Source organism: Pseudomonas sp. H3(2019), assembly GCF_007713465.1.
Lineage (GTDB): Bacteria > Pseudomonadota > Gammaproteobacteria > Pseudomonadales > Pseudomonadaceae > Aquipseudomonas.
In genome coordinates, this window is the sequence record NZ_VMSG01000016.1 from 121,179 (window position 1) to 142,090 (window position 20,912).

The 20,912-nt window shown below is 58.8% G+C and carries 20 protein-coding genes; 4 read left to right on the forward strand and 16 right to left on the reverse strand.

The annotated features are described in order from the left end of the window. Nucleotides 1-253 precede the first annotated feature (253 nt). The 4 genes from FPT12_RS17355 to FPT12_RS17370 all read left to right on the forward strand — a co-directional run bounded on the left by FPT12_RS17355 (nt 254) and on the right by FPT12_RS17370 (nt 4,314). A complete protein-coding gene (locus FPT12_RS17355) occupies nt 254-541 on the forward strand; it encodes a hypothetical protein (protein WP_145017785.1) in 288 nt (95 codons plus the stop codon). 73 nt (nt 542-614) lie between these two features. Beyond that, a complete protein-coding gene (locus FPT12_RS17360; protein ID WP_071552569.1) occupies nt 615-779 on the forward strand; it encodes a DUF1328 domain-containing protein in 165 nt (54 codons plus the stop codon). Nucleotides 780-1,542: 763 nt separating this feature from the next. Further along, nucleotides 1,543-2,874 carry a glutamate/aspartate:proton symporter GltP gene (gene gltP / locus FPT12_RS17365; protein WP_145017787.1) on the forward strand — a complete coding sequence of 444 codons (1,332 nt, stop codon included), beginning with the start codon at nt 1,543-1,545 and terminating at the stop codon, nt 2,872-2,874. Between the two features lie 210 nt (nt 2,875-3,084). Then, complete coding sequence (locus FPT12_RS17370; protein ID WP_145017789.1) at nt 3,085-4,314, forward strand: nucleoside recognition domain-containing protein; 1,230 nt, start codon at nt 3,085-3,087, stop codon at nt 4,312-4,314. A 107-nt stretch (nt 4,315-4,421) separates the two neighbouring features. Here FPT12_RS17370 and FPT12_RS17375 read toward each other — a convergent pair whose 3' ends face one another. The 16 genes from FPT12_RS17375 to FPT12_RS17450 form a co-directional block, all read right to left on the reverse strand. Beyond that, a complete protein-coding gene (locus FPT12_RS17375) occupies nt 4,422-5,060 on the reverse strand; it encodes an ABC-type transport auxiliary lipoprotein family protein (RefSeq protein ID WP_145017791.1) in 639 nt (212 codons plus the stop codon). Beyond that, the gene (locus FPT12_RS17380) at nt 5,057-5,995 is read right to left on the reverse strand and encodes an MlaD family protein (protein WP_145017793.1); all 939 of its coding nucleotides are present in this window, start codon (nt 5,993-5,995) and stop codon (nt 5,057-5,059) included. The genes FPT12_RS17375 and FPT12_RS17380 overlap by 4 nt, the downstream gene beginning before the upstream one ends. A gap of 1 nt (nt 5,996) precedes the next feature. Next, nucleotides 5,997-6,800 carry an ABC transporter ATP-binding protein gene (locus FPT12_RS17385; protein WP_145017795.1) on the reverse strand — a complete coding sequence of 268 codons (804 nt, stop codon included), beginning with the start codon at nt 6,798-6,800 and terminating at the stop codon, nt 5,997-5,999. Further along, nucleotides 6,797-7,942 carry an ABC transporter permease gene (locus FPT12_RS17390; protein ID WP_145017797.1) on the reverse strand — a complete coding sequence of 382 codons (1,146 nt, stop codon included), beginning with the start codon at nt 7,940-7,942 and terminating at the stop codon, nt 6,797-6,799. Before FPT12_RS17390 ends, FPT12_RS17385 begins: the two co-directional genes overlap by 4 nt. Nucleotides 7,943-7,996: 54 nt before the next feature. Then, on the reverse strand, nt 7,997-9,040 hold the full coding sequence (locus tag FPT12_RS17395; protein WP_145017799.1) for a DUF5924 family protein: 1,044 nt from the start codon (nt 9,038-9,040) through the stop codon (nt 7,997-7,999). A 145-nt stretch (nt 9,041-9,185) separates the two neighbouring features. After that, nucleotides 9,186-10,556, reverse strand: coding sequence for a pitrilysin family protein (locus FPT12_RS17400; protein WP_145017801.1), 1,371 nt, complete (start codon nt 10,554-10,556; stop codon nt 9,186-9,188). Nucleotides 10,557-10,615: 59 nt separating this feature from the next. Continuing rightward, complete coding sequence (locus FPT12_RS17405) at nt 10,616-12,274, reverse strand: Na/Pi cotransporter family protein (protein WP_145017803.1); 1,659 nt, start codon at nt 12,272-12,274, stop codon at nt 10,616-10,618. Nucleotides 12,275-12,486: 212 nt separating this feature from the next. After that, nucleotides 12,487-13,254 (reverse strand): TerC family protein, encoded by a 768-nt coding sequence (locus FPT12_RS17410; protein WP_145017805.1) that lies wholly within the window; start codon nt 13,252-13,254, stop codon nt 12,487-12,489. 70 nt (nt 13,255-13,324) lie between these two features. Beyond that, nucleotides 13,325-14,632 (reverse strand): CitMHS family transporter, encoded by a 1,308-nt coding sequence (locus tag FPT12_RS17415; RefSeq protein ID WP_145017807.1) that lies wholly within the window; start codon nt 14,630-14,632, stop codon nt 13,325-13,327. A 428-nt stretch (nt 14,633-15,060) separates the two neighbouring features. Then, entirely contained in the window at nt 15,061-17,022 is a 1,962-nt protein-coding gene (locus tag FPT12_RS17420; protein WP_145017809.1) for a DUF4105 domain-containing protein, read from the reverse strand. Further along, nucleotides 17,019-17,339 (reverse strand): DUF2388 domain-containing protein, encoded by a 321-nt coding sequence (locus FPT12_RS17425; protein WP_145017811.1) that lies wholly within the window; start codon nt 17,337-17,339, stop codon nt 17,019-17,021. Before FPT12_RS17425 ends, FPT12_RS17420 begins: the two co-directional genes overlap by 4 nt. 26 nt (nt 17,340-17,365) lie before the next feature. After that, nucleotides 17,366-17,674: a DUF2388 domain-containing protein gene (locus FPT12_RS17430; RefSeq protein WP_145017813.1), complete on the reverse strand. Its 309-nt coding sequence runs from the start codon at nt 17,672-17,674 to the stop codon at nt 17,366-17,368. 106 nt (nt 17,675-17,780) lie between these two features. After that, nucleotides 17,781-18,098, reverse strand: a complete 318-nt coding sequence (locus tag FPT12_RS17435; RefSeq protein WP_123427845.1) for a DUF2388 domain-containing protein — start codon at nt 18,096-18,098, stop codon at nt 17,781-17,783. 180 nt (nt 18,099-18,278) lie between these two features. Further along, a complete protein-coding gene (locus FPT12_RS17440; RefSeq protein WP_145017815.1) occupies nt 18,279-18,488 on the reverse strand; it encodes a DUF1127 domain-containing protein in 210 nt (69 codons plus the stop codon). Between the two features lie 270 nt (nt 18,489-18,758). Beyond that, complete coding sequence (locus FPT12_RS17445) at nt 18,759-18,974, reverse strand: DUF1127 domain-containing protein (protein ID WP_054594973.1); 216 nt, start codon at nt 18,972-18,974, stop codon at nt 18,759-18,761. Between the two features lie 319 nt (nt 18,975-19,293). Next, nucleotides 19,294-20,787 (reverse strand): acetyl-CoA hydrolase/transferase family protein, encoded by a 1,494-nt coding sequence (locus FPT12_RS17450; protein ID WP_145017818.1) that lies wholly within the window; start codon nt 20,785-20,787, stop codon nt 19,294-19,296. Between the last annotated feature and the right edge of the window lie 125 nt (nt 20,788-20,912).

The following is a 20,912-nucleotide window of genomic DNA, read 5'->3' on the forward strand; positions in this document are numbered from 1 at the left end:
ACATCCGTATCCCTTCATACATTCCAAAAAATTTCGATTTACTGCAAATCGATCGTGCATTACGCACGATCCTCTGCGGGGCATCGTGCAGGATGCGTCCGAATGCATTTTGTTAATCAAAATATCTGTTTGATTTTATTGGTTTTATTTCTGTTCTGAAGCTGGCATGCAGGCTGCAATGGTCTGGTTAAGCCGGGGGCATTTTAAGAAGAGCCCCCTGATCAATAACCACCAGTGTGGGAGGAGTTTCAGGATGAATCGCCAACGTGCCGCCCAATTGCGGATCTCGCCACTGTCTATTCAGCAAGGGATGTTTGCCGTGTTTGCCTTGTTGATCACCTTGATCGGCGGCCAGCAGTTCTTGCGCTGGGAACAAAGCCAGCAGTCAGAGGCCGCGATTGCGCCGACTCATCACTTGACCCAAACCCATTTCAGCGCGGTCGGCAGTCGGCCTGCTGATGCAGCCTCGATGAGAATGATGAGTGTGGACCCGGCCGAACCGGGTGCCGTGACGCTGCGTCAAGACCGTTGGGTGTTCTAGGTAACTGGCTTGGCGCGACGTTCATGTGCCGGGAATAGCTGCACCTCTTAATAGAAGCGTAAGGAGAATCACCATGTTGAGCTGGGCAATCACATTTTTGATTATTGCCATTGTCGCTGCCGTACTGGGCTTCGGTGGTATCGCGGGCACCGCCACGGGTATCGCCAAGATTCTCTTTGTCGTGTTCCTGGTGATGTTTATTGCTTCGTTCATCTTTGGCCGTCGCGGTCGAGGCTGATCGTGGGCATTTGCTTGAAGACAGACCCGAACGGGTACCGGGTTTGAAAAAAAGAAGGAGGTCAGCAATACCTCTTTTCTCTGGGCTCATCCGAGGAGGGTGCGCGCATGGCCAAGGGGTCGGGACGTTCTGATTGCTTCAGGATCGGAGTGACCTACGGGTACAGGGAGTGCCCGCGCAAGGGCCGGGTCAGGACAAGCCGCGCCGCGTATTTGACCGTCATGTATGACGCGACAAATCTGCGGCGCGCTTATATGTACAAAGCGTTGACCTAGAGCTGCCAAATGATTTTTATCGCTATGCCTGCCGGCAAAAAAACCGTCGGTGTTCTTCACAAAACATTTCGCAGTGTTTCCGGGTGACCGTATATCGAGAAATTTGGCGCTTATTTCTGCTCACTATTCACTACGGCGCGTAGGATTTTTCCCTGGTTTTTGTCCATATTCCACTGCTCAAAAAACGATCAACCCCCTCTGCGATGGCCGGTTCACGGCACTTATGTCTGCCGAAATGTCGTATTCGAACCGGTTGGGACGGCGGTTTGCTTTGAAAAAACTCATGCTGATTCGGCATAGGGTAGGCGTTTACGGCATTAGACGTCGCTCCCGTGCATCGGAATAGTTGCGCCTTTTTTATCTGCCAGAGAGCCGTAATTACGCGCTCCGGGCGACCTTATCCGGGGGCAGATGCTTAGACTTTTCCGCCATTGGGCGTTCCAGTTTGTGCATCTTCCCGAGTCCATTTATAAGAAAAGGGTAATGATATGAAGAAGGCAAAGCTGAGCCTCGCCTGGCAGATCCTCATCGGTCTGGTGCTGGGGATTGCAATCGGTGCGTTGCTCAACCACTTCAGTGCGGAAAAAGCCTGGTGGATCAGTAACGTCCTGCAACCGGCGGGCGATATCTTTATCCGTCTGATCAAGATGATCGTGATCCCGATCGTGATCTCCTCGCTGATCGTCGGCATTGCCGGTGTGGGCGATGCGAAGAAGCTCGGGCGCATTGGTCTCAAGACCATCATTTACTTCGAAATCGTCACCACCATCGCCATTCTTGTGGGTCTGGTGCTGGCCAACGTGTTCCACCCGGGCTCCGGCATCGACATGAGCACCCTGGGCACTGTGGATATCTCCAAGTACCAGGCGACCGCGGCCGAGGTTCAGCATGAGCACGCGTTCATCGAAACCATCCTCAACCTGATTCCATCGAACATCTTTGCCGCCATGGCGCGTGGCGAGATGCTGCCGATCATCTTCTTCTCGGTGTTGTTCGGTCTTGGTCTGTCGAGCCTGCAATCGGACCTGCGCGAGCCACTGGTGAAGATGTTCCAGGGCGTCTCGGAAAGCATGTTCAAGGTCACTCACATGATCATGAACTACGCCCCGATCGGCGTGTTCGCACTGATCGCAGTGACTGTTGCCAACTTCGGTTTCGCTTCCCTGCTGCCGCTGGCCAAACTGGTGATCCTGGTTTACGTCGCCGTCCTGTTCTTCGCCTTCGTGGTGTTGGGGCTGATTGCTCGCCTGTTCGGTTTCTCGGTCATCAAGCTGATGCGCATCTTCAAGGATGAGCTGGTGCTGGCCTACTCAACCGCGAGTTCCGAAACCGTGCTGCCGCGCGTGATCGAGAAGATGGAAGCCTACGGTGCACCGAAAGCCATTTGCAGCTTCGTGGTGCCAACCGGTTACTCGTTCAACCTCGACGGTTCGACCCTGTACCAGAGCATCGCGGCAATCTTCATTGCCCAGCTGTACGGTATCGACCTGTCGATCAGCCAGCAGTTGCTGCTGGTACTGACCCTGATGGTCACCTCCAAAGGCATCGCCGGCGTGCCGGGCGTGTCGTTCGTGGTCCTGCTGGCAACGCTGGGCAGCGTCGGTATTCCATTGGAAGGCCTGGCGTTCATCGCCGGTGTCGATCGCATCATGGACATGGCCCGTACCGCACTGAACGTGATCGGCAACGCCTTGGCCGTGCTGGTCGTCTCCCGTTGGGAAGGCATGTACGACGACGCCAAGGGCCAGCGCTACTGGAACTCCCTGCCGCACTGGCGCAGCAAAGAGAAGCTGCCGGCCGGCGAGACTTCCAATAACTGAGTGAAGTTTGGCCTTTTTGTGGGAGCGAGCCTGCTCGCGATAGCGGTTGATCAGTTGATATAAATGTTGGCTAGCAGTCAGTCATCGCGAGCAGGCTCGCTCCCACAGTGAACTGCACCAGTCCTCACAAACAAACCCCGGAGAAATCCGGGGTTTGTCGTTTCTGCCCACCCCGCTATCATTCGCGGCATCTTCTGGGGGATTTGACTGATGCTCAATGGCCTGTGGCTTGGCTTTTTCATCGTGGCGGCCGTTTCGGCACTCGCGCAGTGGCTGATCGGCGGCAATGCCGGGATCTTCGCGACGATGGTGGAAAGCATCTTCGCCATGGCCAAGCTGTCGGTCGACGTGATGGTGTTGCTGTTCGGCACCCTGACCCTGTGGCTGGGCTTTCTGCGGATCGCTGAAAAAGCCGGGATCGTCGACTGGCTGGCCAAGGCGCTGGGCCCGCTGTTCCTGCGGCTGATGCCCGAAGTGCCGGCGGGTCATCCGGCCATCGGCCTGATCACCCTCAACATGGCGGCCAACACCCTGGGGCTCGACAATGCCGCTACGCCGATTGGCCTCAAGGCTATGCGCGCGTTGCAGGAGCTCAACCCCAGCACCACGGTCGCAAGCAATGCGCAAATCCTGTTCCTGGTGCTTAACGCCTCGTCCCTGACCCTGCTGCCCGTGACGATCTTCATGTACCGCGCCCAGCAAGGTGCCGCTGACCCGACGCTGGTGTTCCTGCCGATTTTGCTGGCGACCAGTTGTTCAACCATCGTTGGCCTGCTGTCAGTGTCGATCATGCAGCGTCTACGGCTGTGGGACCCGGTGGTGCTGGCCTATCTGATTCCGGGTGCGCTGCTGCTGGGCGGGTTCATGGCCCTGTTGACGGCGCTCTCAGCCACTGCCCTGGCGAGCCTGTCGTCGATCCTCGGTAACCTGACGATGTTCGGGATGATCATGCTGTTTCTGGTGATTGGCGCGCTGCGCAAGGTCAAGGTCTACGAAGCATTCGTCGAAGGTGCCAAAGAAGGCTTCGATGTCGCCAAGAACCTGCTGCCGTATCTGGTAGCGATGCTGTGTGCGGTGGGCGTATTGCGCGCGTCCGGGGCGCTGGACTTCGGTCTGGACGGGATTCGCCATCTGGTGCAGTGGGCCGGATGGGACACGCGTTTCGTCGATGCCCTGCCGACCGCGATGGTCAAACCGTTCTCCGGCAGCGCTGCACGGGCGATGCTGATCGAAACCATGAAGACTCAAGGCGTCGACAGCTTCCCGGCGCTGGTGGCAGCGACTATTCAGGGCAGTACCGAAACCACGTTCTATGTGCTGGCGGTGTACTTCGGAGCGGTGAGCATTCAGCGTGCGCGGCATGCCGTGGGTTGCGCACTGCTGGCAGAACTCGCCGGCGTGCTGGGTGCGATCGGGGTTTGCTACTGGTTCTTTGGTTAACCCAGAAAAACCTGTGGGAGCGAGCCTGCTCGCGATAGCGGTGGGTCAGTCAGCATTGTTTTTACTGTCATGCCCTCATCGCGAGCAGGCTCGCTCCCACATGGACCTCAGGGCTTCATGGTCGCGGTCTTCTGCCCCTGCTCTACCGTCCACGCAATCACCTGCGCCGTGAGCGTGTCACTGGCCTGGCCAAACCCGGTCACCACTGCGGGCACTTTCACATCGCTTAATGGCTGGCGCACTTCGAAGCGGCGGCTGGCGAGGATCCGCTGGTCATTGCCACGCACCAGTAGCGCATCCAGGCTAATGACCACTTGCGCGGTTTTTCCTTGATATTCCGTCTGGAACGCTTGCAGGTTCCCGCCCAGTTCCAGATCCGTCTGCAAGTTGCTGTCGTCGGTGCTGAGCCGCTGTACGCGGCCGTCCTGTGCAAACCCGGCGAGCAGCCGATTGCGCAGCAGGATTGGCGTAGGATCGCTCCAGCGCGAAGCCTTGTAGCTGCTGATCAGATCGCCTTGAGGGATTACGGCGATTTTTGCACTGTTGAGCACGTCGCTTGCCTGAGGTTTAGACAGACGTAGCGACCAAGGCACCGAGTTGGCGTGCGTCGATGACGCGGCGTTCGGCGCGGCAGGCAGACGATAGACATCCTGGGGGTCAGCCTTGGGTAAAATCGAGCAGGCACTGGTCAGCGCGATACTTGCCAACAGTGCGCAGTGCGCAAAGGCGCGGGAGACGGGTTTCATGGCGTGAACTCCTTATCCTTGTCGCCGCCCAGCAAGTAACCGCTGGGGTTGGAATCCAGGCGACGAGAGATGGCGCGTAACGAATTCAGGGTGTCGCGCAACTCACGTATGGCCGGGGCCAGACTGTTGAGCCCCTGCATGCCGTTATTCAGCGCATCCTGATTGTCGGTCAGCAAGCTGTTGATGGTCGCGCTGCTCTGCTCCAGCGACTTCATGGCTTGCTCGGCACTGCCGAACATCTGTTTGCCTTGATCGTTGAGCATACCGTTGGCGTTACGCATCAACGCAGAAGTCTGCTCGAGGGTGGCGCTGGCCTGTTTGCCTACCGAGGCCAGTTGCTGCATGGCCTGGCTAAGATCCCCGCGCTGCTCGGCAATGCTTCCGGTGGTTTGCTTCAGGTTCTCAAGGGTATTGCTCAGGCGGTCGACGTTTTCCGGCGACATCATCTGGTTGGCGCTATGCAGCAACAGGTTGACGCTGCTCATCAGGTCATCGCTGTTGTTCAGCAACCGCGAGATGGGGGATGGCGAGGCGACGATCTCCGGCAGATTACCGTTCTTGCCCTCCAGCTCCGGGCTTTGCGGGGTGCCGCCGCTGAGCTGGATGATCGAGGTGCCGGTGATACCCGTCAGTGCCAGTTTCGCCTGGGTATCTTCCTTGATCGGGGTGTCGCCGCCCAAACGAATCCGTGCCAGTACCCGGCGCGGGTCCTTGGGGTCGAGGCGCAAACTCACCACGTCGCCGACCTTGATCCCGCTGTACTGCACCGCGCTGCCTTTGGACAGGCCGCTGACCGCCTCATTGAAAACCACCTCGTAGTCCTTGAAGGCGGTGTCGACGCTGGACTTGGCCAGCCACAGGCCGAACAGCAACGCACCGGCCACCACCAATACGGTGAACAGGCCGATCAATACATGATGGGCTCGGGTTTCCATGTCATACCTCGTTGAGCTGTGAAGCGGCCGAAAGCGCCGCGCGGCCGCGTGGGCCATGGAAGTATTCGTGAATCCACGCGTCGTCGGTTTCCGACACTGTGTCGATGGCGTCGGCCACCAGTACTTTTTTCTGCGCCAGCACCGCGACCCGGTCGGTGATGGTGTACAGCGTATCGAGGTCGTGGGTGACCAGGAAAACACTCAGCCCCAACGCATCGCGCAGCGTCAGGATCAACTGATCGAACGCCGCGGCGCCGATCGGATCAAGGCCGGCGGTCGGCTCATCGAGGAACAGGATGTCCGGGTCCAGCGCCAAGGCGCGGGCCAGTGCCGCGCGTTTGATCATGCCACCGGACAACGAGGCCGGGTACTTGTCGGCAGCCGATAGCGGCAGACCGGCCAAGGCCAGCTTAACCGCCGCCAGATGCTCGGCTTCGTCGCGACTCAGGCCGGCGTGCTCGATCAAGGGCAAGGCGACGTTTTCGGTCACGGTCAGCGAAGAGAACAGCGCGCCCTTCTGAAACAACACACCGAAGCGTCGCTCGACCAGTGAGCGTTCATGCTCCGTCAAGCTCGGCAGGTTTTTGCCAAACACCTTCACCATGCCTTCGCTGGGCTGGCGCAGACCAACGATGCTGCGCAGCAACACCGATTTACCGCTGCCTGAACCGCCAACCACGGCGAGAATCTCGCCCTTGTACAAATCCAGGTCGAGGTTTTCATACACGCTCTGGCGGCCGAAGCGATTGCACAGCCCACGGACTTCGATCACCGCCTCTGAGGGCGCACGGGGTAAACGACTCACCAGCCCATCTCCATAAAGAACAACGCGGCGACCGCATCGAGCACGATCACCACGAAAATCGACTGCACCACACTGGACGTGGTGTGGGCGCCAACGGATTCAGCGCTGCCACTGACCTTGAAGCCCTCCAGACAACCGATGGCGGCGATCAGAAAAGCGAAGATCGGTGCTTTGACCATGCCGACCAGAAAATGTTGAATGCCGATGTCCGATTGCAGCAAAGAGAGGAACATCGCCGGTGAGATGCCCAGCGATAGCGCACAGACCACCCCGCCACCGATAATCCCCGAGAGCATCGCCAGAAAGGTCAGCATCGGCAGCGCCACCAGCAACGCCAACACCCGTGGCACCACCAGCAGTTCCATTGGATCGAGGCCCAAGGTGCGGATCGCGTCGATTTCTTCGTTGGCTTTCATCGAGCCGATTTGCGCGGTAAAGGCACTGGCAGTGCGCCCAGCCATCAGGATGGCGGTCAGCAGCACACCAAATTCACGCAGGAACGAGAACGCCACCAGGTCCACGGTAAAAATGCTCGCACCAAAACTGGCAAGTACCGTGGCTCCGAGAAAGGCCACCACCGCACCCACCATGAAGGTCAGCAAGGCGACGATGGGCGCGGCGTCGAGGCCGGTTTGTTCGATGTGCGCGACCATCGGCGTGATCCGCCAGCGCTTGGGGCGAAACAGACTGCGAGCGATGGTTTCCAGAATCAGCCCGACAAAACCCAGCAGTTGCAACGTGTCCTGCCAGACTGCATCCACTGCGCGCCCGATGCGGGTCAGCAGTTGGATGCCGACACTGATTTCGGGCTCTTTGACGGGGATGCAGAAGTCAGTCAGTGAGCAATAGACGGTTTGCAGCAGCGCACGGTCGGCTGCGGACAGGCTGCAGTCGGGGTGCTCGGCGGACTTGCCGAGGCGCTCGGCACCGAGCAGCTCGACCAGCAGCGAGGCGCCGGCGGTGTCTAGTGCGCCGAGGCCGTTGAGGTCGATGGGGGTTCGGTCGTCGTACTGGCCTTTGAGTGTGTTGCTCAGGCGTTTGAGCTTGGCGTAGTGGACAAGCGTCCAGTCACCCGTGACCCGCAACCGCGCAGGGGTGTTCGAAGTATCGAGTTGGGCATTGCCGGCAATCGTGCTGCTCATAATCTCCGTGCTTGTTCTACTGATACGCAGTGCTACGTAATAGCACGATCCCGGTTACTTTGCCTCGCTCGGCATCGTGCCGTTTTGACTGGCGTCGGTCACCTCAAAGCGCAGTACGCCGATCACCTGACCGTCTTCGGTCAGTACCCGCACTTGCCAGTCGCCTGCCGGGTTGCCGGGGAAGTTCTGTTTATGGGTCCAGGCCCGGTAGCCCTCCTTGCGCCCGCCGTGGATATCCAGTGCGATGCGGTCGACCTCTTTGCCGTTGAACTGCCAGACGTGATAAATCCGCTCGTCGAGCCCGCGCGGTGCGTTGATCGCGGTGTAGGCGTACAGACCATCAGGGCGCAGTTGGGCGACGCTGACTTCATTGTGGCTGTCGCCGGGTGTACGGTCTTGTAGTTGTGTGCTGATCGCCACTTCCGTCATCCACAGAGTGGCCGGCGGCACCCAGGACCGCAGCAACCAGCCAGCGCAGCCGATGGCCAGGGTGATGCTGAGCACGCTCAGGCCGCCGCGGATCGTGCGAATCGGAAAGATCGACGCCAGGCTTGGGAACGACAGCAGCATCGCGGTGCCAAGAGCCAGTTTGAAACTCTGATCGGTGGTCAGGTGCAGAATGATCGGCAATGCGGTCAGCAGCGCGGCAAACAGCGTCAGGGTGTGCATCGCCAGGAACAGCCAGCGGCGCGGCGCCAGCCATTTGTAATACAGCGGATCGGTGATCGAAACCAGCGCCGCCGCCCCGAGCAGTCCGGTGAACACCAGTTGCCCGCTGTTCCAGGTGGTGGTGATGAAAAAGAACGGCAAAACGAAGAACAGACTTTCCTGATGAATCATCTGCGTCGCATAGCGCAACAGCGGCTGCGGGATCTCACGCTTGAAGACTTTGGTGAATAGCTCAGTCAGGCTGTTTTCCAGCATCAGCCAGAGCCAGCTGACCAGCATGATCGACGCAATCCAGGTCGCCAGGCTTTGTTGACGGTCGACCAGAATGAAACTGCAAACCCCCGAGATGAAGCCACCGAGCGCAATGACCCCGGGGTAGCGCTTCATCAGTTCGAGGATGCGCGTTACGTAATGGGTCAGGATAGGCATTCGGCAGTTCGCAATTGTCGTGGGAAAAAACCCCGACAGGATAACGCTGGCACAGTGATGTTGCGAGAAACTGTCAGGCGAAACACTCACCTGTAGCAGCTGCCGAACGCAGGCTGCGCCAGCTGCTACAGGGATTGTGGTGTTTTCACTTCTTGTGGTGAATTCGCCAGCCCATCAGCGCCATCAACCCCAACACCCCTCCCAGCAACCACAGCACCTCGTCATAACTGAGCAGCGGCTTCTCGATGCGAATGTAACCCTGCTGATCGAGCAGTTTGTGCAGGGCTTGGTTGGCCTGCTCCAGAGTGACTGTTTGCAGGCGTTTGGCCGGGTCGTCGAAATGTCCGTCCTCATAGTCGCCGATGGCACTCCAGTAGTAGTCGGCGAGCCCGCTGTTGCCTTGCACGGCCCAGGCCTGTCGAGCGATGGCGGCCTGTTTCAGGCGTTCAAAGCCTGCGGGGTCGAGGCCATTCTTGAGCAGATCGGCTTTCAGATCCTCGAGTACCTGCTGCGCTTGTGGCAGATCATCACGCTCCAGATCGGCGTTCAGGCTGAGGATACCGACACCGCCGAACACTTCGCGTTCGGCCCAGGGGCCGTAGGACAATCCGTGAGCCAGACGCAATTGACGATAAAGCGCCCAGTCGAGGTAGTCCTTGAGCAGGTCGTACGTTTCGTCATACTGATCATCCATAGCCGGTTCGGGGAACAACCAGTGCAGTTTGGCGCCACCCCCCGCCCAGCCCTGAATCAGATTGCGTTCGTCGAGCGCCGGGTGCTGGATCTCCGGCAGCGGCAAATGCTCGGTGGGATCAATGGCTTTGAGCTCGCCATAGGTGCGCTCCAGGTAGGCCGGCAGCAGGCGATCAAGCTCGCCAACAATAATCAGCGTCATGTTGTTCGGTGCGTACCATTCCTTACGGACCTTCTCCAATTGTTCGCGGGTCAGGTGCTCTACCTGGGCCCGCTCCGAGCACTTCAGGCCCAGCTCAACCGCCAGCTGATTGCTCGCCGTATGGCCCAGGTCCTGGCGGTCGAGCCAGCGCTGCAAGTGGGAGTAATGGCCGCCATCTTCGCGTTCGACCACCTGTTTGGCCGCGCTGATTGCGCTGTCGTTAAGTCGGGTCTGGGTCAGTAGCGCCAGCAACAGGTCGAGGACTTTGCGTTGATTCTTTGCCGGGGCTTCGATGACGAACGTGGTGTCGGCGTTACTGGTGTAGGCGTTCCATTCACCCCCCAGTGCCTGCATGCGTTCTTCGAGCCCGCCTTCGCCGCTCGCGTCGACGCCACTGAACAGCAAATGCTCAAGCAGGTGCGGCAGCTCTTTGTCGGCGCAGGCGAAGTCGTCCAGGCCAACGCCTACCACCAGGCGAATCGCCACATGCCCGCGTTCGCTGCCGGGCTTGAGTAGTAGTTGCAAGCCGTTGGGCAGCGAATAACCTTCGACCTGAAAGCGATCCAGGGCAAATGAGCAGGTGGAACTCAATAGCAGGCACGCAAACAACAGACAGCGCATAGCAACCTTCCTGGCGGGTAAAAGCGACCTTCTAAGTGACTGCTGTCAACGCTAGACGTTCAGGGTGAATGGGTGATGTCAGCCGTATCGTCGGCAGCCAATGTACCGGTTTCGGTGGTTTCGAGGACAACATAGGCGCTGCCACAGAACAGCGAGTTCAAGCGTCTCATGTCGGCGATCAGTTCCAGATGCAGCGAGCTGGTTTCGATACTTTGCACGATCTTGCGTTGCAAGCGGCTGACATGGGCGTGAGCCAAGCGTCTTTCCTGTGCGCGGAAGCGACGTTTCTCACGCAGCAGTTGCCGGGCGCTTTCCTTGTCGGCACTCAGGAACACCGACAGCCCCAGACGCAGGTTGGCGATCAACTGATGGTGCAACCCCGCCAGCTCTTCCAGGCCAACGTCGGAAAACGAACGTCGTTGCGAGGTCTTCTGCTGCTGGACCTTGCGCAGCATGCGTTCGATCAGGTCAGAGGCGAGTTTCAGATTGATCGCCAGTTCGATGATTTCTGCCCAGCGCCGGCTGTCCTGGTCGCTGAGGTCTTCACGGGGCATCTGTGCCAGATAGAGTTTGATCGCGCTGCAGAGTGCTTCGACGTCATCGCTCAGGCGACGCACTTCCTGGGTGACGGCGGTTTGCTTGCCACGCAATACATCGAGCATGGCTTCGAGCATGTTGTCGATCAGGTCGCCGATGCGCAGGGTTTCCCGGGCGGCGTTGGCCAAGGCCAGGCTCGGCGTGACGAGAGCGGTGGGGTCCAGATGGCGTGGCTTGGCCTGGCCATTGATTTCCGGGCGTTCCGGCAACAGCCAGGCACAGAGCCTGGCCATTGGACCAACGCTGGGCAACAGCACCAGGCAACGCACTGTGTTGTAGAGCAGATGAAAACCGATCACCAGGCCTTGCGGGCGGTAATTGAGGCTGTCCATCCAGTGCGCCAGCGGGCCGAGCACTGGAATGATCAGCAACAGGCCGATCATCTTGTAGAGCAGGCTGCCCAGCGCCACCTGACGTCCGGCGGCGTTCTGCATGCTGGTGCTGAGAAACGCCAGCACACCGCTGCCGATGTTGGCGCCGATCACCAGACCGATGGCCACCGGCAGGCTGATCACTCCGGCACCGGCAAGGGTTGCGGTGAGCAGGACGGCAGCCAGGCTGGAGTAGGAAATCATCGCGAACAGCGCACCGACGAGGGCATCGAGCAGGATGTCGCCCGTCAGCGAGGCAAACAGCACTTTGACGCCATGAGCGTGGGTGATTGGATCAGCCGCTTCGACGATCAACTGCAGCGCGAGAATAATCAGCCCCAGGCCGATGCCAACCCGGCCGAGTTGGCCCGCACGGGTCTGCTTGCGTGAGAGAAAGAAAATCACCCCGAGGAAAATCAGCAGTGGCGACAGCCATGACAAATCCAGCGTCAGGACTCGCGCCATCAGCGCGGTACCGACGTCGGCACCGAGCATGGTCGCCAGGGCGGGCGTCAGCGCCATCAAGCCCTGGCCGACAAACGAGGTCACCAGCATTGCCGTGGCGTTGCTGCTCTGGACCATGGCGGTGACGAGAATCCCGGCGATAAAGGCCAGCCAGCGTTTGGACATGTTCTGGCCAATGACATGGCGCAGGTTCGAGCCGTAGACCCGCAGGATGCCGGTTCGGACAATGTGCGTGCCCCAAATAAGCAAGGCGACGGCGGACAGTAGATTGAGCAGGGTCAGCATACTGGGCCCCCTGAATGGACAGCGCCCCAATGGAGCAAGTTGACGATGCCGCGCGACGTTCTACGTTCTGTATTTAAGCTGTAGTTGGCTAACGGTCCGGGCGCCAGCATCGCATAGCTAAAGAGTCGATTGAAACAAAACTGTCATGAAAACAGCTGCAAGCGGGCGCGAAAAAGGGGCTCGAAAGCCCCTTCTTCTACTGTGCATTCAGGTTATTGACGCGGGATGTCCTTGCGCAGTTTCACCGGCTCCTGCTGTTTCTTCTTTTTCGCGATCGCGGTTCGCATCTTGATGTTGATCGCCTCCACGGCCAGCGAGAACGCCATGGCGAAGTAGACGTAGCCTTTGGGTACATGCACGCCGAAGGCTTCGGCGATCAGCACGGTACCCACCACCAGCAGGAACGACAGCGCGAGCATTTTCAGCGACGGATGCTTGTCGATGAACGCGCTGATCATGCCCGAGGCCATCATCATCACCAGTACCGCGACGATGATTGCAGCAACCATGACCGGAACATGGGACACCATGCCGACCGCAGTAATCACCGAGTCCAGAGAGAAGACGATGTCGATGATCGCGATCTGGATGATGGTGTAGAGGAAGTTGCCGCCCTTGCCGCTTGGCCCATCGTCAGTTTCGTCTTCGCCTTCCAGTGCGTGAAACATTTCCTGGGAGCTTTTCCACAGCAGGAACAGGCCACCGAAGAACAGGATCAGGTCTCGCCCGGAAATACCCTGACCGAAGAGCACGAACAAGTCGGCGGTCAGGCGCATGACCCAGGTGATCGACAGCAATAGCAGGATCCGCGTGATCATGGCCAGTGCCAGGCCGAAGATCCGGGTGCGCGCCTGCATGTGCTTGGGCATGCGGCTGACGAGGATCGAGATCATGATGATGTTGTCGATGCCCAGCACGATTTCCAGGGCAGTCAGCGTGAAGAAGGCAACCCAGATTTCAGGGTTGGTCAGCCATTCCATGTGTATTCCTTTGAGCGAGTGTTAAGCCACGCCGCCAGCACTTGGCTGGCGGCGTGGTGAGTTGATGCCGTTACAAGGTGCTGAACAGCGGGAAAATCCCCATCAGCAATGCAGCGACGAGTATGCACATGCAAACCAGTACTGCCCACTTCAGGGTAAAGCGTTGGTGGTCACCGAATTCGATCCCGGCCAGGGCTACCAGCAAGTAGGTAGACGGCACCAGTGGGCTCAGCAAGTGGACGGGTTGACCGACGATCGAGGCTCGGGCCATTTCCACCGCGGTGATGCCGTAGTGGCTGGCGGCTTCGGCCAGAACCGGCAATACACCGTAGTAAAATGCATCGTTGGACATGAAGAAGGTGAACGGCATGCTCGCCAATGCGGTGATCACGGCCAGGTACGGACCGAGGAAATCCGGGATCACGGCCAGCAGGCTTTTCGACATGGCATCGACCATGCCGGTGCCGGACAGGATGCCGGTGAAGATACCGGCGGCGAAAATCAGCCCGACCACGGCCAGCACGCTGCCGGCATGGGCTGCAACGCGATCTTTCTGCTGTTGCAGGCAGGGATAGTTGACGATCATCGCGATACTGAACGCGACCATGAATAACACCGGCAGTGGCAGCAGCCCGGCGATCAAGGCACACATCAGGGCCAGGGTCAGGGCACCGTTGAACCAGATCAGCTTCGGACGACGAGCATCCGGGAACTGCGAAACGCTGATTTCGCTGTGGTCGATTTCGTCGCCGATCAGCTGCAATTCACCCAGGCGCGCACGCTCACGTTTACCGTACAGGTAGGCAATCGCCAGGATCGCCACCACGCCAGCGAGCATGGCGGGGATCATCGGCACAAAGATGTCCGATGGGTCGACATGCAGCGCACTCGCGGCACGCGCGGTCGGGCCGCCCCACGGGGTCATGTTCATCACGCCGCCGGCGAGGATGATCAGGCCGGCCATGATCCGTGGGCTCATGCCGATGCGGCTGTACAGCGGCAGCATGGCGGCCACGCAGATCATGTACGTCGTGGCGCCGTCACCGTCCATGGACACCACCAGGGCCAGCACCGCGGTGCCGACGGAAACCTTTAACGGGTCGCCCTTGACCAGTTTGAGTATCTTGCGCACGGCCGGGTCAAACAGGCCGGAGTCGATCATCAGGGCGAAATAGAGGATGGCGAACATCAGCATCACCCCGGTCGGGGCCAGCTTGGTGATGCCTTCGAGCATCATCGGGCCGATCTTCGGGGCAAAACCACCGAACAGGGCAAACAGGATCGGAACGATGATCAGGGCGATCAGCGCCGACAGGCGCTTGGTCATGATCAGGTACATGAACGTGATGACCATGGCAAAGCCAAGGAAAGTCAGCATGGGAATACTCCAGGCGTAGCGCGGCTAGGGAATGGCGAACCGGGTGGGGTCAGCGCAGAACGGAAAGCACGAGGCGTACGGGGGGAGTCGGGGCAAACAGGCGGGTACGAGCGGACATCAGAATCACCATTGTTGTTGTTAATTGAGCCAGGCGAACGTTGCGACATTCGTTTGGCCAACCGGTCTGTTGCCGGCAGTGCGGGCGATCCTAATTGGCAAACCTTTCAGCCAGCTTTCGCTGAGTAAACACCGGACGAGATGTTCGAGGTGGTGTGACGCGGCCTGAAGTAGTGGCCATTACCGTGGTTTGACGGCGTCAAATATGAGGAAGGGGAAATCGGAATGAGCGAGCTGCACCAAGATCGCAGCCTGCGGCAGCTTCTACGTCGATTATCTGTAGGAGCTGCCGAAGGCTGCGATCGTTTGACTTAAGGTAACTCCAGCCCGCCGGCCGCCTTATGCAACGCTCGCAAATGCTCACCCAATTGCTTGATGTTGGCCTCATTCGCGGCGATCTCGGCCGCTCGGCCTGGCTCAAGCAGCGCCCTGACCTCTTTGTCCAGATCACCGGTCAACACCTGTAGTTTCTTCTGTCGCGTACTGCTTTCCGACTCCAGGCGTTTCCATTCATTGGGCTGTGGAAGGCCGTAGCCGCCCCTGTCGAGCAGTTCTGCCGGACGGCTGAGGAAACCACTGTTGACGAGAATCTGCTTCAAGGTCTGATTGGCCTGGTCCATACCGCCGTTTTTCAACTCACGAGCATCCAGATAACGTTGCTTCACTTCATTCTGGGCAAGCAACAATTGCTGGCGGAAACTCGCCTGCTCCAGCAACAACAATGCAGCGCTGGTGCGCAGATCGGCCTGCTGAAACCACGGACGACGTTCTGCAGCAGTCAGTGCCATCCAGTCTTCAACTTTGTCCTGTTTGATCGGCAGGTGCTTTTTCAGCACCTCGAACATTGCTTGATAGCGATCGCGAAACGAGTCGAAGCGATAGCCCAGGCGCAAGGCCTCGCGCGGATTGTCGAGCACGCTGGTATCCGCCAGTCCGCGGGCCTTGAGTATTTCCAGCAAGCCGTTGGGCATGATGCTGTCCATGCCGACCAGCTGTGGATTGTTACTGCCACTGCGCAACAGCTTCAGGCTCTCGACCGCGCAGTTGTTGGACAGGAAGTAATAGTTGCCGTCGTAGCTCCAATGCATTTCGGCTGCGTGTTCGACCAGTTCTCCAATTTCACTGCGCGACAGATTGAGCGGCACCGAGGCCAGGCTGCGCAGTTCGGTCTTGGTGTATTCGTCGATGACTTGCGACAGCGGCAACACGAAGAGTCGCGACGGATACTTGCCGACCAGACCATCCCAGCTCGACAGTTGTACGTCACCGACAAAGGCGCGGTAGGACAGCACCAGGGAATATTCAAGATCCAGTCGACAGTCCGGTCCGCGTGGGCGACCGGGCGCGCAGATCACCAGCCGCAACATGCTGTGACCCCAGCGGCTGACCAGATTCTGATTGGCTTCGGCCAGCAGGTAGTCGACGGAGTAGACCCTTTCCGGATCGACCTGGCCCAGCGGTTGTTTGGCGAAGTCGTTGCCCGCGTTCAGGAAGGCGAAGGACTGGGAGCAGTTGTCCTTGGCCGGTGGAGCCCAGCCGAAGTGTTCCTGGTAATAACGGTACAGCGCCGGGCGGCGGCAGGCGTAGCTCGGGTCGAGGAGGAAGTACTCCATGTTGACCGCGACAAATTCCTTGGGGCTGCTCGTCTCGTAGAGGTCCGGGCTGCGGACAACTTGCCGGTTGTGCTGTTCGCGTTCACCGCGTCGGCCGACGTATTGCGGCCAGCCGGCGAGGTCCAGCAGGCGCGAATCGTCACTCAAGGTGAAACGACGGTCAGTCTGGCCACGGCATTGATCGGGAAGGCCGACCAGGCCTGAACTGTTGCTCTGTCGCGTACAGCGTTGGATCTGCAAACGCTCGGCACTGGTCCACAAGCGCGCACGGTCATAAATGTGCGTGAGTTCATGCAGCACCGTGGCGAGCATTTCGCGGCGAACGGTGCCGTGGGGGCGATTGGTTTTTTTCGTCGCGGCGCTGCCGTCGGTGAGGCTGGCCAGCAGGTTGCGGTTGAGGTCCACCTCTGACACCAGGGACGCCTCTCCGTAGGCGTTACCGGGCATTGCGTCGGTCCAGCCAACATCAATCCGGCGGTCCAGTTGCTCGATGAAACGCGGCGGCAATGCCTGCATCGCTTCATCTAGCAGTGCCTGGCTGGCCTGCTGTTCTGCCGGACTCAGACCGTCGGTCTTGAGGCGTAGTTGCAGGCTTGCCTGAGCCGTGCTGCACAGCAGCAGTACGGATCCGGCCAACAGCCAGGCGGCTAATGTTTTCACAGTGCGAGTATGGCTTCGGCGAGGACTTGATCGCTGGCGTCGCGGGCTTCCGGCACACGGGTGCGCAAGGTGTCGAAGGCAGCTTCAAGATGCGCGCCACGGATATCGCCATTGCTGGCGACAAAACTGGCCGCGTCGTCATGGGCTTCACGGACGACTTTCGAATCACGAATCGAGGTGGTGGTGTCAGACGTGAAATCGAGGGTGCGCTGTGAGGCGCGGATAATCATGTTACTGGTGGCTACCAGGGTATGTGCCTGGGCCACATCGGCCAACAACAGCAGGCCAAGGGTGGCAGCAATCAGCGGGTTACGCATGGAACGACTCCGGAAGAACAGGATAACTATTGGACGAGAATTGCCTGTGCCAGTTCAAGGTCGCTGGCATGAAGTTTTGGCTGGGTCTGGCGCAGGTAAACCAGGGCGGACTCCAGTTGCGCTCCTCGCAGTTGACCGTCACTGGCAATGAACGCCGCCGCATCATCGTGGGCTGCGAATAGCAGTTTATGGTCGAAGGGCGCGGAGGTCACCTTGCTTGTCGCATAAGTGGTGACGACGAGGTTCTGCGTGGACAGGTCCAGGGCGTGGGCCGGGTTGGTCCAGCAGGCGGTGATAAACAGGGATGTGATAAATGGCTTTGAAAGAAAATGCATGAGGCTCGACGGTTGGAAACGAGTCCCAAGGCTAGCGCAATGCCCGGACCAGAGCCAGCGCTGAGGAAACGGGGCCCAATGTGAGAGCCCCGTTTTCTGACGTTGATCAGATCGCCAGAATGGCTTGAGCCAGCTGTGCGTCAGTGGCTTTCAGCTGTGGCGCCTGTGTGTGGATGTAGTCGAGAGCACTTTCCAGGCGTACGCCACGGATGGCGCCTTCGCTGGCCACGAAGCTGGCAGCGTCGTCACGGGCGGCGCGAACGATCTTCTTGTCCCGCAGCGAAGAGGAGAGATTGGTTGTGGCGTCGGAGCTGTCCTTGAGTGCACCGACGACAGTGTCAGTGGTAATAATGAAGCTGGAGGCGTGCGAATTGGCAGCCACTGCCAGCAGTGCTGCAGCGCTGAGCAGACGAAGACGGGACATGGGGTAACTCCTGTGAATAAACCATAAATAGTGACGCCAAGAATAACGTCGGGCAGCCACGGCGTGATGCGTAACGTCTGAGAGATCAGACATACCCTGCGCAGGGCTCGCCACGTTGTCTTCGGATATTAGGCCGTTGTTCAACCGTTCGAATAGCCCTGTCACCCCATCTAGACACGGTTAGCGCCAAAAAGGTTTGTCCAGTTCGACCAGTCGATCTGAATGGCTGATACCTATGTCAGACAGCTGCTGTTCATTAAGTTGCGCGAGCAGGCGGCGAGTGCGCACTTTTTCCATGCATTGACCGATAGCGGCAATCAGCCAGGTCATACGCTTGAGCAAGGAAGGCTTGCGAGTAGGCGGGAGCGGAACATCAAGTAACCGATTCATGGTGTGTTCCTCGCGAACAGGCTGATTGAGCAGCCTTGGAAGACCATGTTCGGCGTTTCGCCGTCGCTGGAGCAGCTACAGCAATGTTAAATTGTACTGGTTCAGTTTGTGTGTTGTTGAAACTGTACCTGTCGTGCGACCGCCCTTCTGTACCAGCTGTTTTTTTGCCCTGAAACGACAAAACCCGTCGTGGTTTCCCACGACGGGTTTTGTGTGTGCAATTCGGGGTGCTGGCGGTGGACCCGGTGGGTCAGGGCCAGCGACGCTAACTTAGCGCCAGAACGGCTTGCTCAGCTCTTCGTAGCGTTGTGCTTCGCTAATCCCTGCGTCAGCCAGCAGACGCGAATCCAGGCGAGCCAGTTGGTGGCGGCTGGAGATGCGGCGCTGCCACAGCATCAGGTTGGCGATAACGCGAAGAGGCATGGAAGCCTGGGTTTTTACAGCGTTGTCTTCGAAGAACATTTCGGAACTGAGTGTACGTTCCATGATTGACATCCTTCCGCTTATGGCGGGATTAGGTAGTGGTTTAACTGATGCCAATGATCCTCTCGTTTGGCCAGTCTCTCTAGATACAGTTCACCTGTATTGTGAGGGACCAGTTAACTGTTAATAGGTGCTGTACTGCTCTAAAACGAGGCAACTGTACCTGTCTGCACTTTAGTGGTGCGTTTCTAGGTGTTTGGCTCGGAAGTGTGGGCAATTACGGTAGGAAATGACCGGTACAGCAGTACAGTTTTTGATGGTTATTGGATTGGCGATGGCGAGCTGACGAAATTGTGTTTGCGTCAGCTGCCATCTGTATCAATCACACGGCGAGCATTCTGCCGGTTTCTTCCAGGTTGATGTGCCAGCTGAGGGCATCGCGCAGGATGTGCGGGGTATGTCCGCCGAGGGCGCAGGCCGCCTTGAAGTAAGCATTCAGCGCTTCGCGGTAGTCCGGGTGCACACAGTTGTCGATCACCACCCGCGCCCGCTCCCGTGGCGCCAGGCCACGTAAATCGGCGAGGCCGATCTCGGTCACGAGGATGTCGACGTCATGCTCGGTGTGGTCAACGTGACTGACCATCGGCACCACACTGGAAATCGCCCCACCCTTGGCAATCGACTTGGTGACAAAGATCGCCAGGTGCGCGTTACGGGCAAAGTCGCCGGAACCACCAATGCCGTTCATCATCCGTGTGCCGCAGACGTGAGTGGAGTTGACGTTACCGTACAGATCGAACTCCAGCGCCGTATTGATGCCGATGATGCCCAGGCGACGAACCACCTCAGGGTGGTTGGAGATCTCCTGCGGGCGCAGCACCAGCTTGTCCTTATAACGCGCAAGATTGCCAAACACATCCGCATTGCGCCGGCTCGACAGGGTGATCGAGCTGCCAGAGGCGAAGCTCAGTTTTCCGGCGTCGATCAGGTCGAAGGTCGAATCCTGCAGGACCTCGGAGTACATGGTCAGGTCTTCGAACGGCGAGTCGATCAGGCCGCACATCACCGAATTGGCGATGCTGCCGATACCGGCTTGCAGCGGGCCAAGCTTGTTGGTCATGCGCCCTGCCGCCACTTCCTGCTTGAAGAAGTCGATCAGGTGGTCGGCAATGGCCTGGGTGTCATTGTCCGGCGGCAGCACTGTGGACGGCGAGTCAGGCTGATTGGTGATGACGATGGCAACGATCTTTTCCGGCGGTATCGGGATTGCGGTGCTGCCAATGCGGTCGTCGACCTTGACCAGCGGAATGGGCGTGCGGGTCGGACGGTAGGTCGGGATATAGATGTCGTGCAGACCTTCCAGATTCGGGTTGTGCGCCAGATTGATCTCGACGATCACGTGCTTGGCGAAAATCGCGAAGCTGGCCGAGTTGCCGACCGAGGTGGTTGGCACGATGTGGCCCTGTTCAGTGATCGCCACGGCTTCAATCACCGCAATGTCCGGCAGCTTGAGTTGCTGGTTGCGCAGTTGTTCTACGGTTTCCGACAGATGCTGGTCAATGAACATCACCTCGCCGGCGTTGATCGCCTTACGCAGGGTGCTGTCGACCTGAAACGGCATACGACGGGCCAGCACACCGGCTTCGGTCAGCTGTTTGTCGAGGTCGTTGCCCAGGCTGGCGCCGGTCATCAGGCTGATTTTCAGCGGCGTGACCTTGGCGCGTTCGGCCAGTGCATGGGGCACGGCTTTGGCTTCGCCGGCGCGGGTAAACCCGCTCATGCCGACGGTCATGCCGTCCTGAATCAGAGCGGCAGCGTCAGCAGCGCTCATTACCTTATTCAACAACGACGGTAAGCGGATACGATCACGGTACATGGATTGTTATCTCGGGCAACGGAAGCAAGATGCGCAGTCTAGTGATTTCGAAAAAATTCGCCCCGCGACCATGGTCGAATGCTGGCCACTGATTTAGAGCCTTTGGTCGGTTTTCCGCAGTTAAT

Excerpts from the sequence above, each read along its gene's own strand:
- FPT12_RS17405 (WP_145017803.1), bottom strand. The coding sequence starts at position 12,274 with ATGCTGACCCTGCTCAATCTACTGTCCGCCGTCGCCTTGCTTATTTGG.
- FPT12_RS17445 (WP_054594973.1), bottom strand. The coding sequence starts at position 18,974 with ATGGAACGTACACTCAGTTCCGAAATGTTCTTCGAAGACAACGCTGTA.
- FPT12_RS17370 (WP_145017789.1), top strand. The coding sequence starts at position 3,085 with ATGCTCAATGGCCTGTGGCTTGGCTTTTTCATCGTGGCGGCCGTTTCG.
- FPT12_RS17355 (WP_145017785.1), top strand. The coding sequence starts at position 254 with ATGAATCGCCAACGTGCCGCCCAATTGCGGATCTCGCCACTGTCTATT.
- FPT12_RS17400 (WP_145017801.1), bottom strand. The coding sequence starts at position 10,556 with ATGCGCTGTCTGTTGTTTGCGTGCCTGCTATTGAGTTCCACCTGCTCA.
- FPT12_RS17380 (WP_145017793.1), bottom strand. The coding sequence starts at position 5,995 with ATGGAAACCCGAGCCCATCATGTATTGATCGGCCTGTTCACCGTATTG.
- FPT12_RS17435 (WP_123427845.1), bottom strand. The coding sequence starts at position 18,098 with ATGTCCCGTCTTCGTCTGCTCAGCGCTGCAGCACTGCTGGCAGTGGCT.
- FPT12_RS17425 (WP_145017811.1), bottom strand. The coding sequence starts at position 17,339 with ATGCGTAACCCGCTGATTGCTGCCACCCTTGGCCTGCTGTTGTTGGCC.
- FPT12_RS17440 (WP_145017815.1), bottom strand. The coding sequence starts at position 18,488 with ATGAATCGGTTACTTGATGTTCCGCTCCCGCCTACTCGCAAGCCTTCC.
- FPT12_RS17395 (WP_145017799.1), bottom strand. The coding sequence starts at position 9,040 with ATGCCTATCCTGACCCATTACGTAACGCGCATCCTCGAACTGATGAAG.
- FPT12_RS17430 (WP_145017813.1), bottom strand. The coding sequence starts at position 17,674 with ATGCATTTTCTTTCAAAGCCATTTATCACATCCCTGTTTATCACCGCC.
- FPT12_RS17375 (WP_145017791.1), bottom strand. The coding sequence starts at position 5,060 with ATGAAACCCGTCTCCCGCGCCTTTGCGCACTGCGCACTGTTGGCAAGT.
- FPT12_RS17415 (WP_145017807.1), bottom strand. The coding sequence starts at position 14,632 with ATGCTGACTTTCCTTGGCTTTGCCATGGTCATCACGTTCATGTACCTG.
- FPT12_RS17410 (WP_145017805.1), bottom strand. The coding sequence starts at position 13,254 with ATGGAATGGCTGACCAACCCTGAAATCTGGGTTGCCTTCTTCACGCTG.
- gltP (WP_145017787.1), top strand. The coding sequence starts at position 1,543 with ATGAAGAAGGCAAAGCTGAGCCTCGCCTGGCAGATCCTCATCGGTCTG.
- FPT12_RS17360 (WP_071552569.1), top strand. The coding sequence starts at position 615 with ATGTTGAGCTGGGCAATCACATTTTTGATTATTGCCATTGTCGCTGCC.
- FPT12_RS17390 (WP_145017797.1), bottom strand. The coding sequence starts at position 7,942 with ATGAGCAGCACGATTGCCGGCAATGCCCAACTCGATACTTCGAACACC.
- FPT12_RS17450 (WP_145017818.1), bottom strand. The coding sequence starts at position 20,787 with ATGTACCGTGATCGTATCCGCTTACCGTCGTTGTTGAATAAGGTAATG.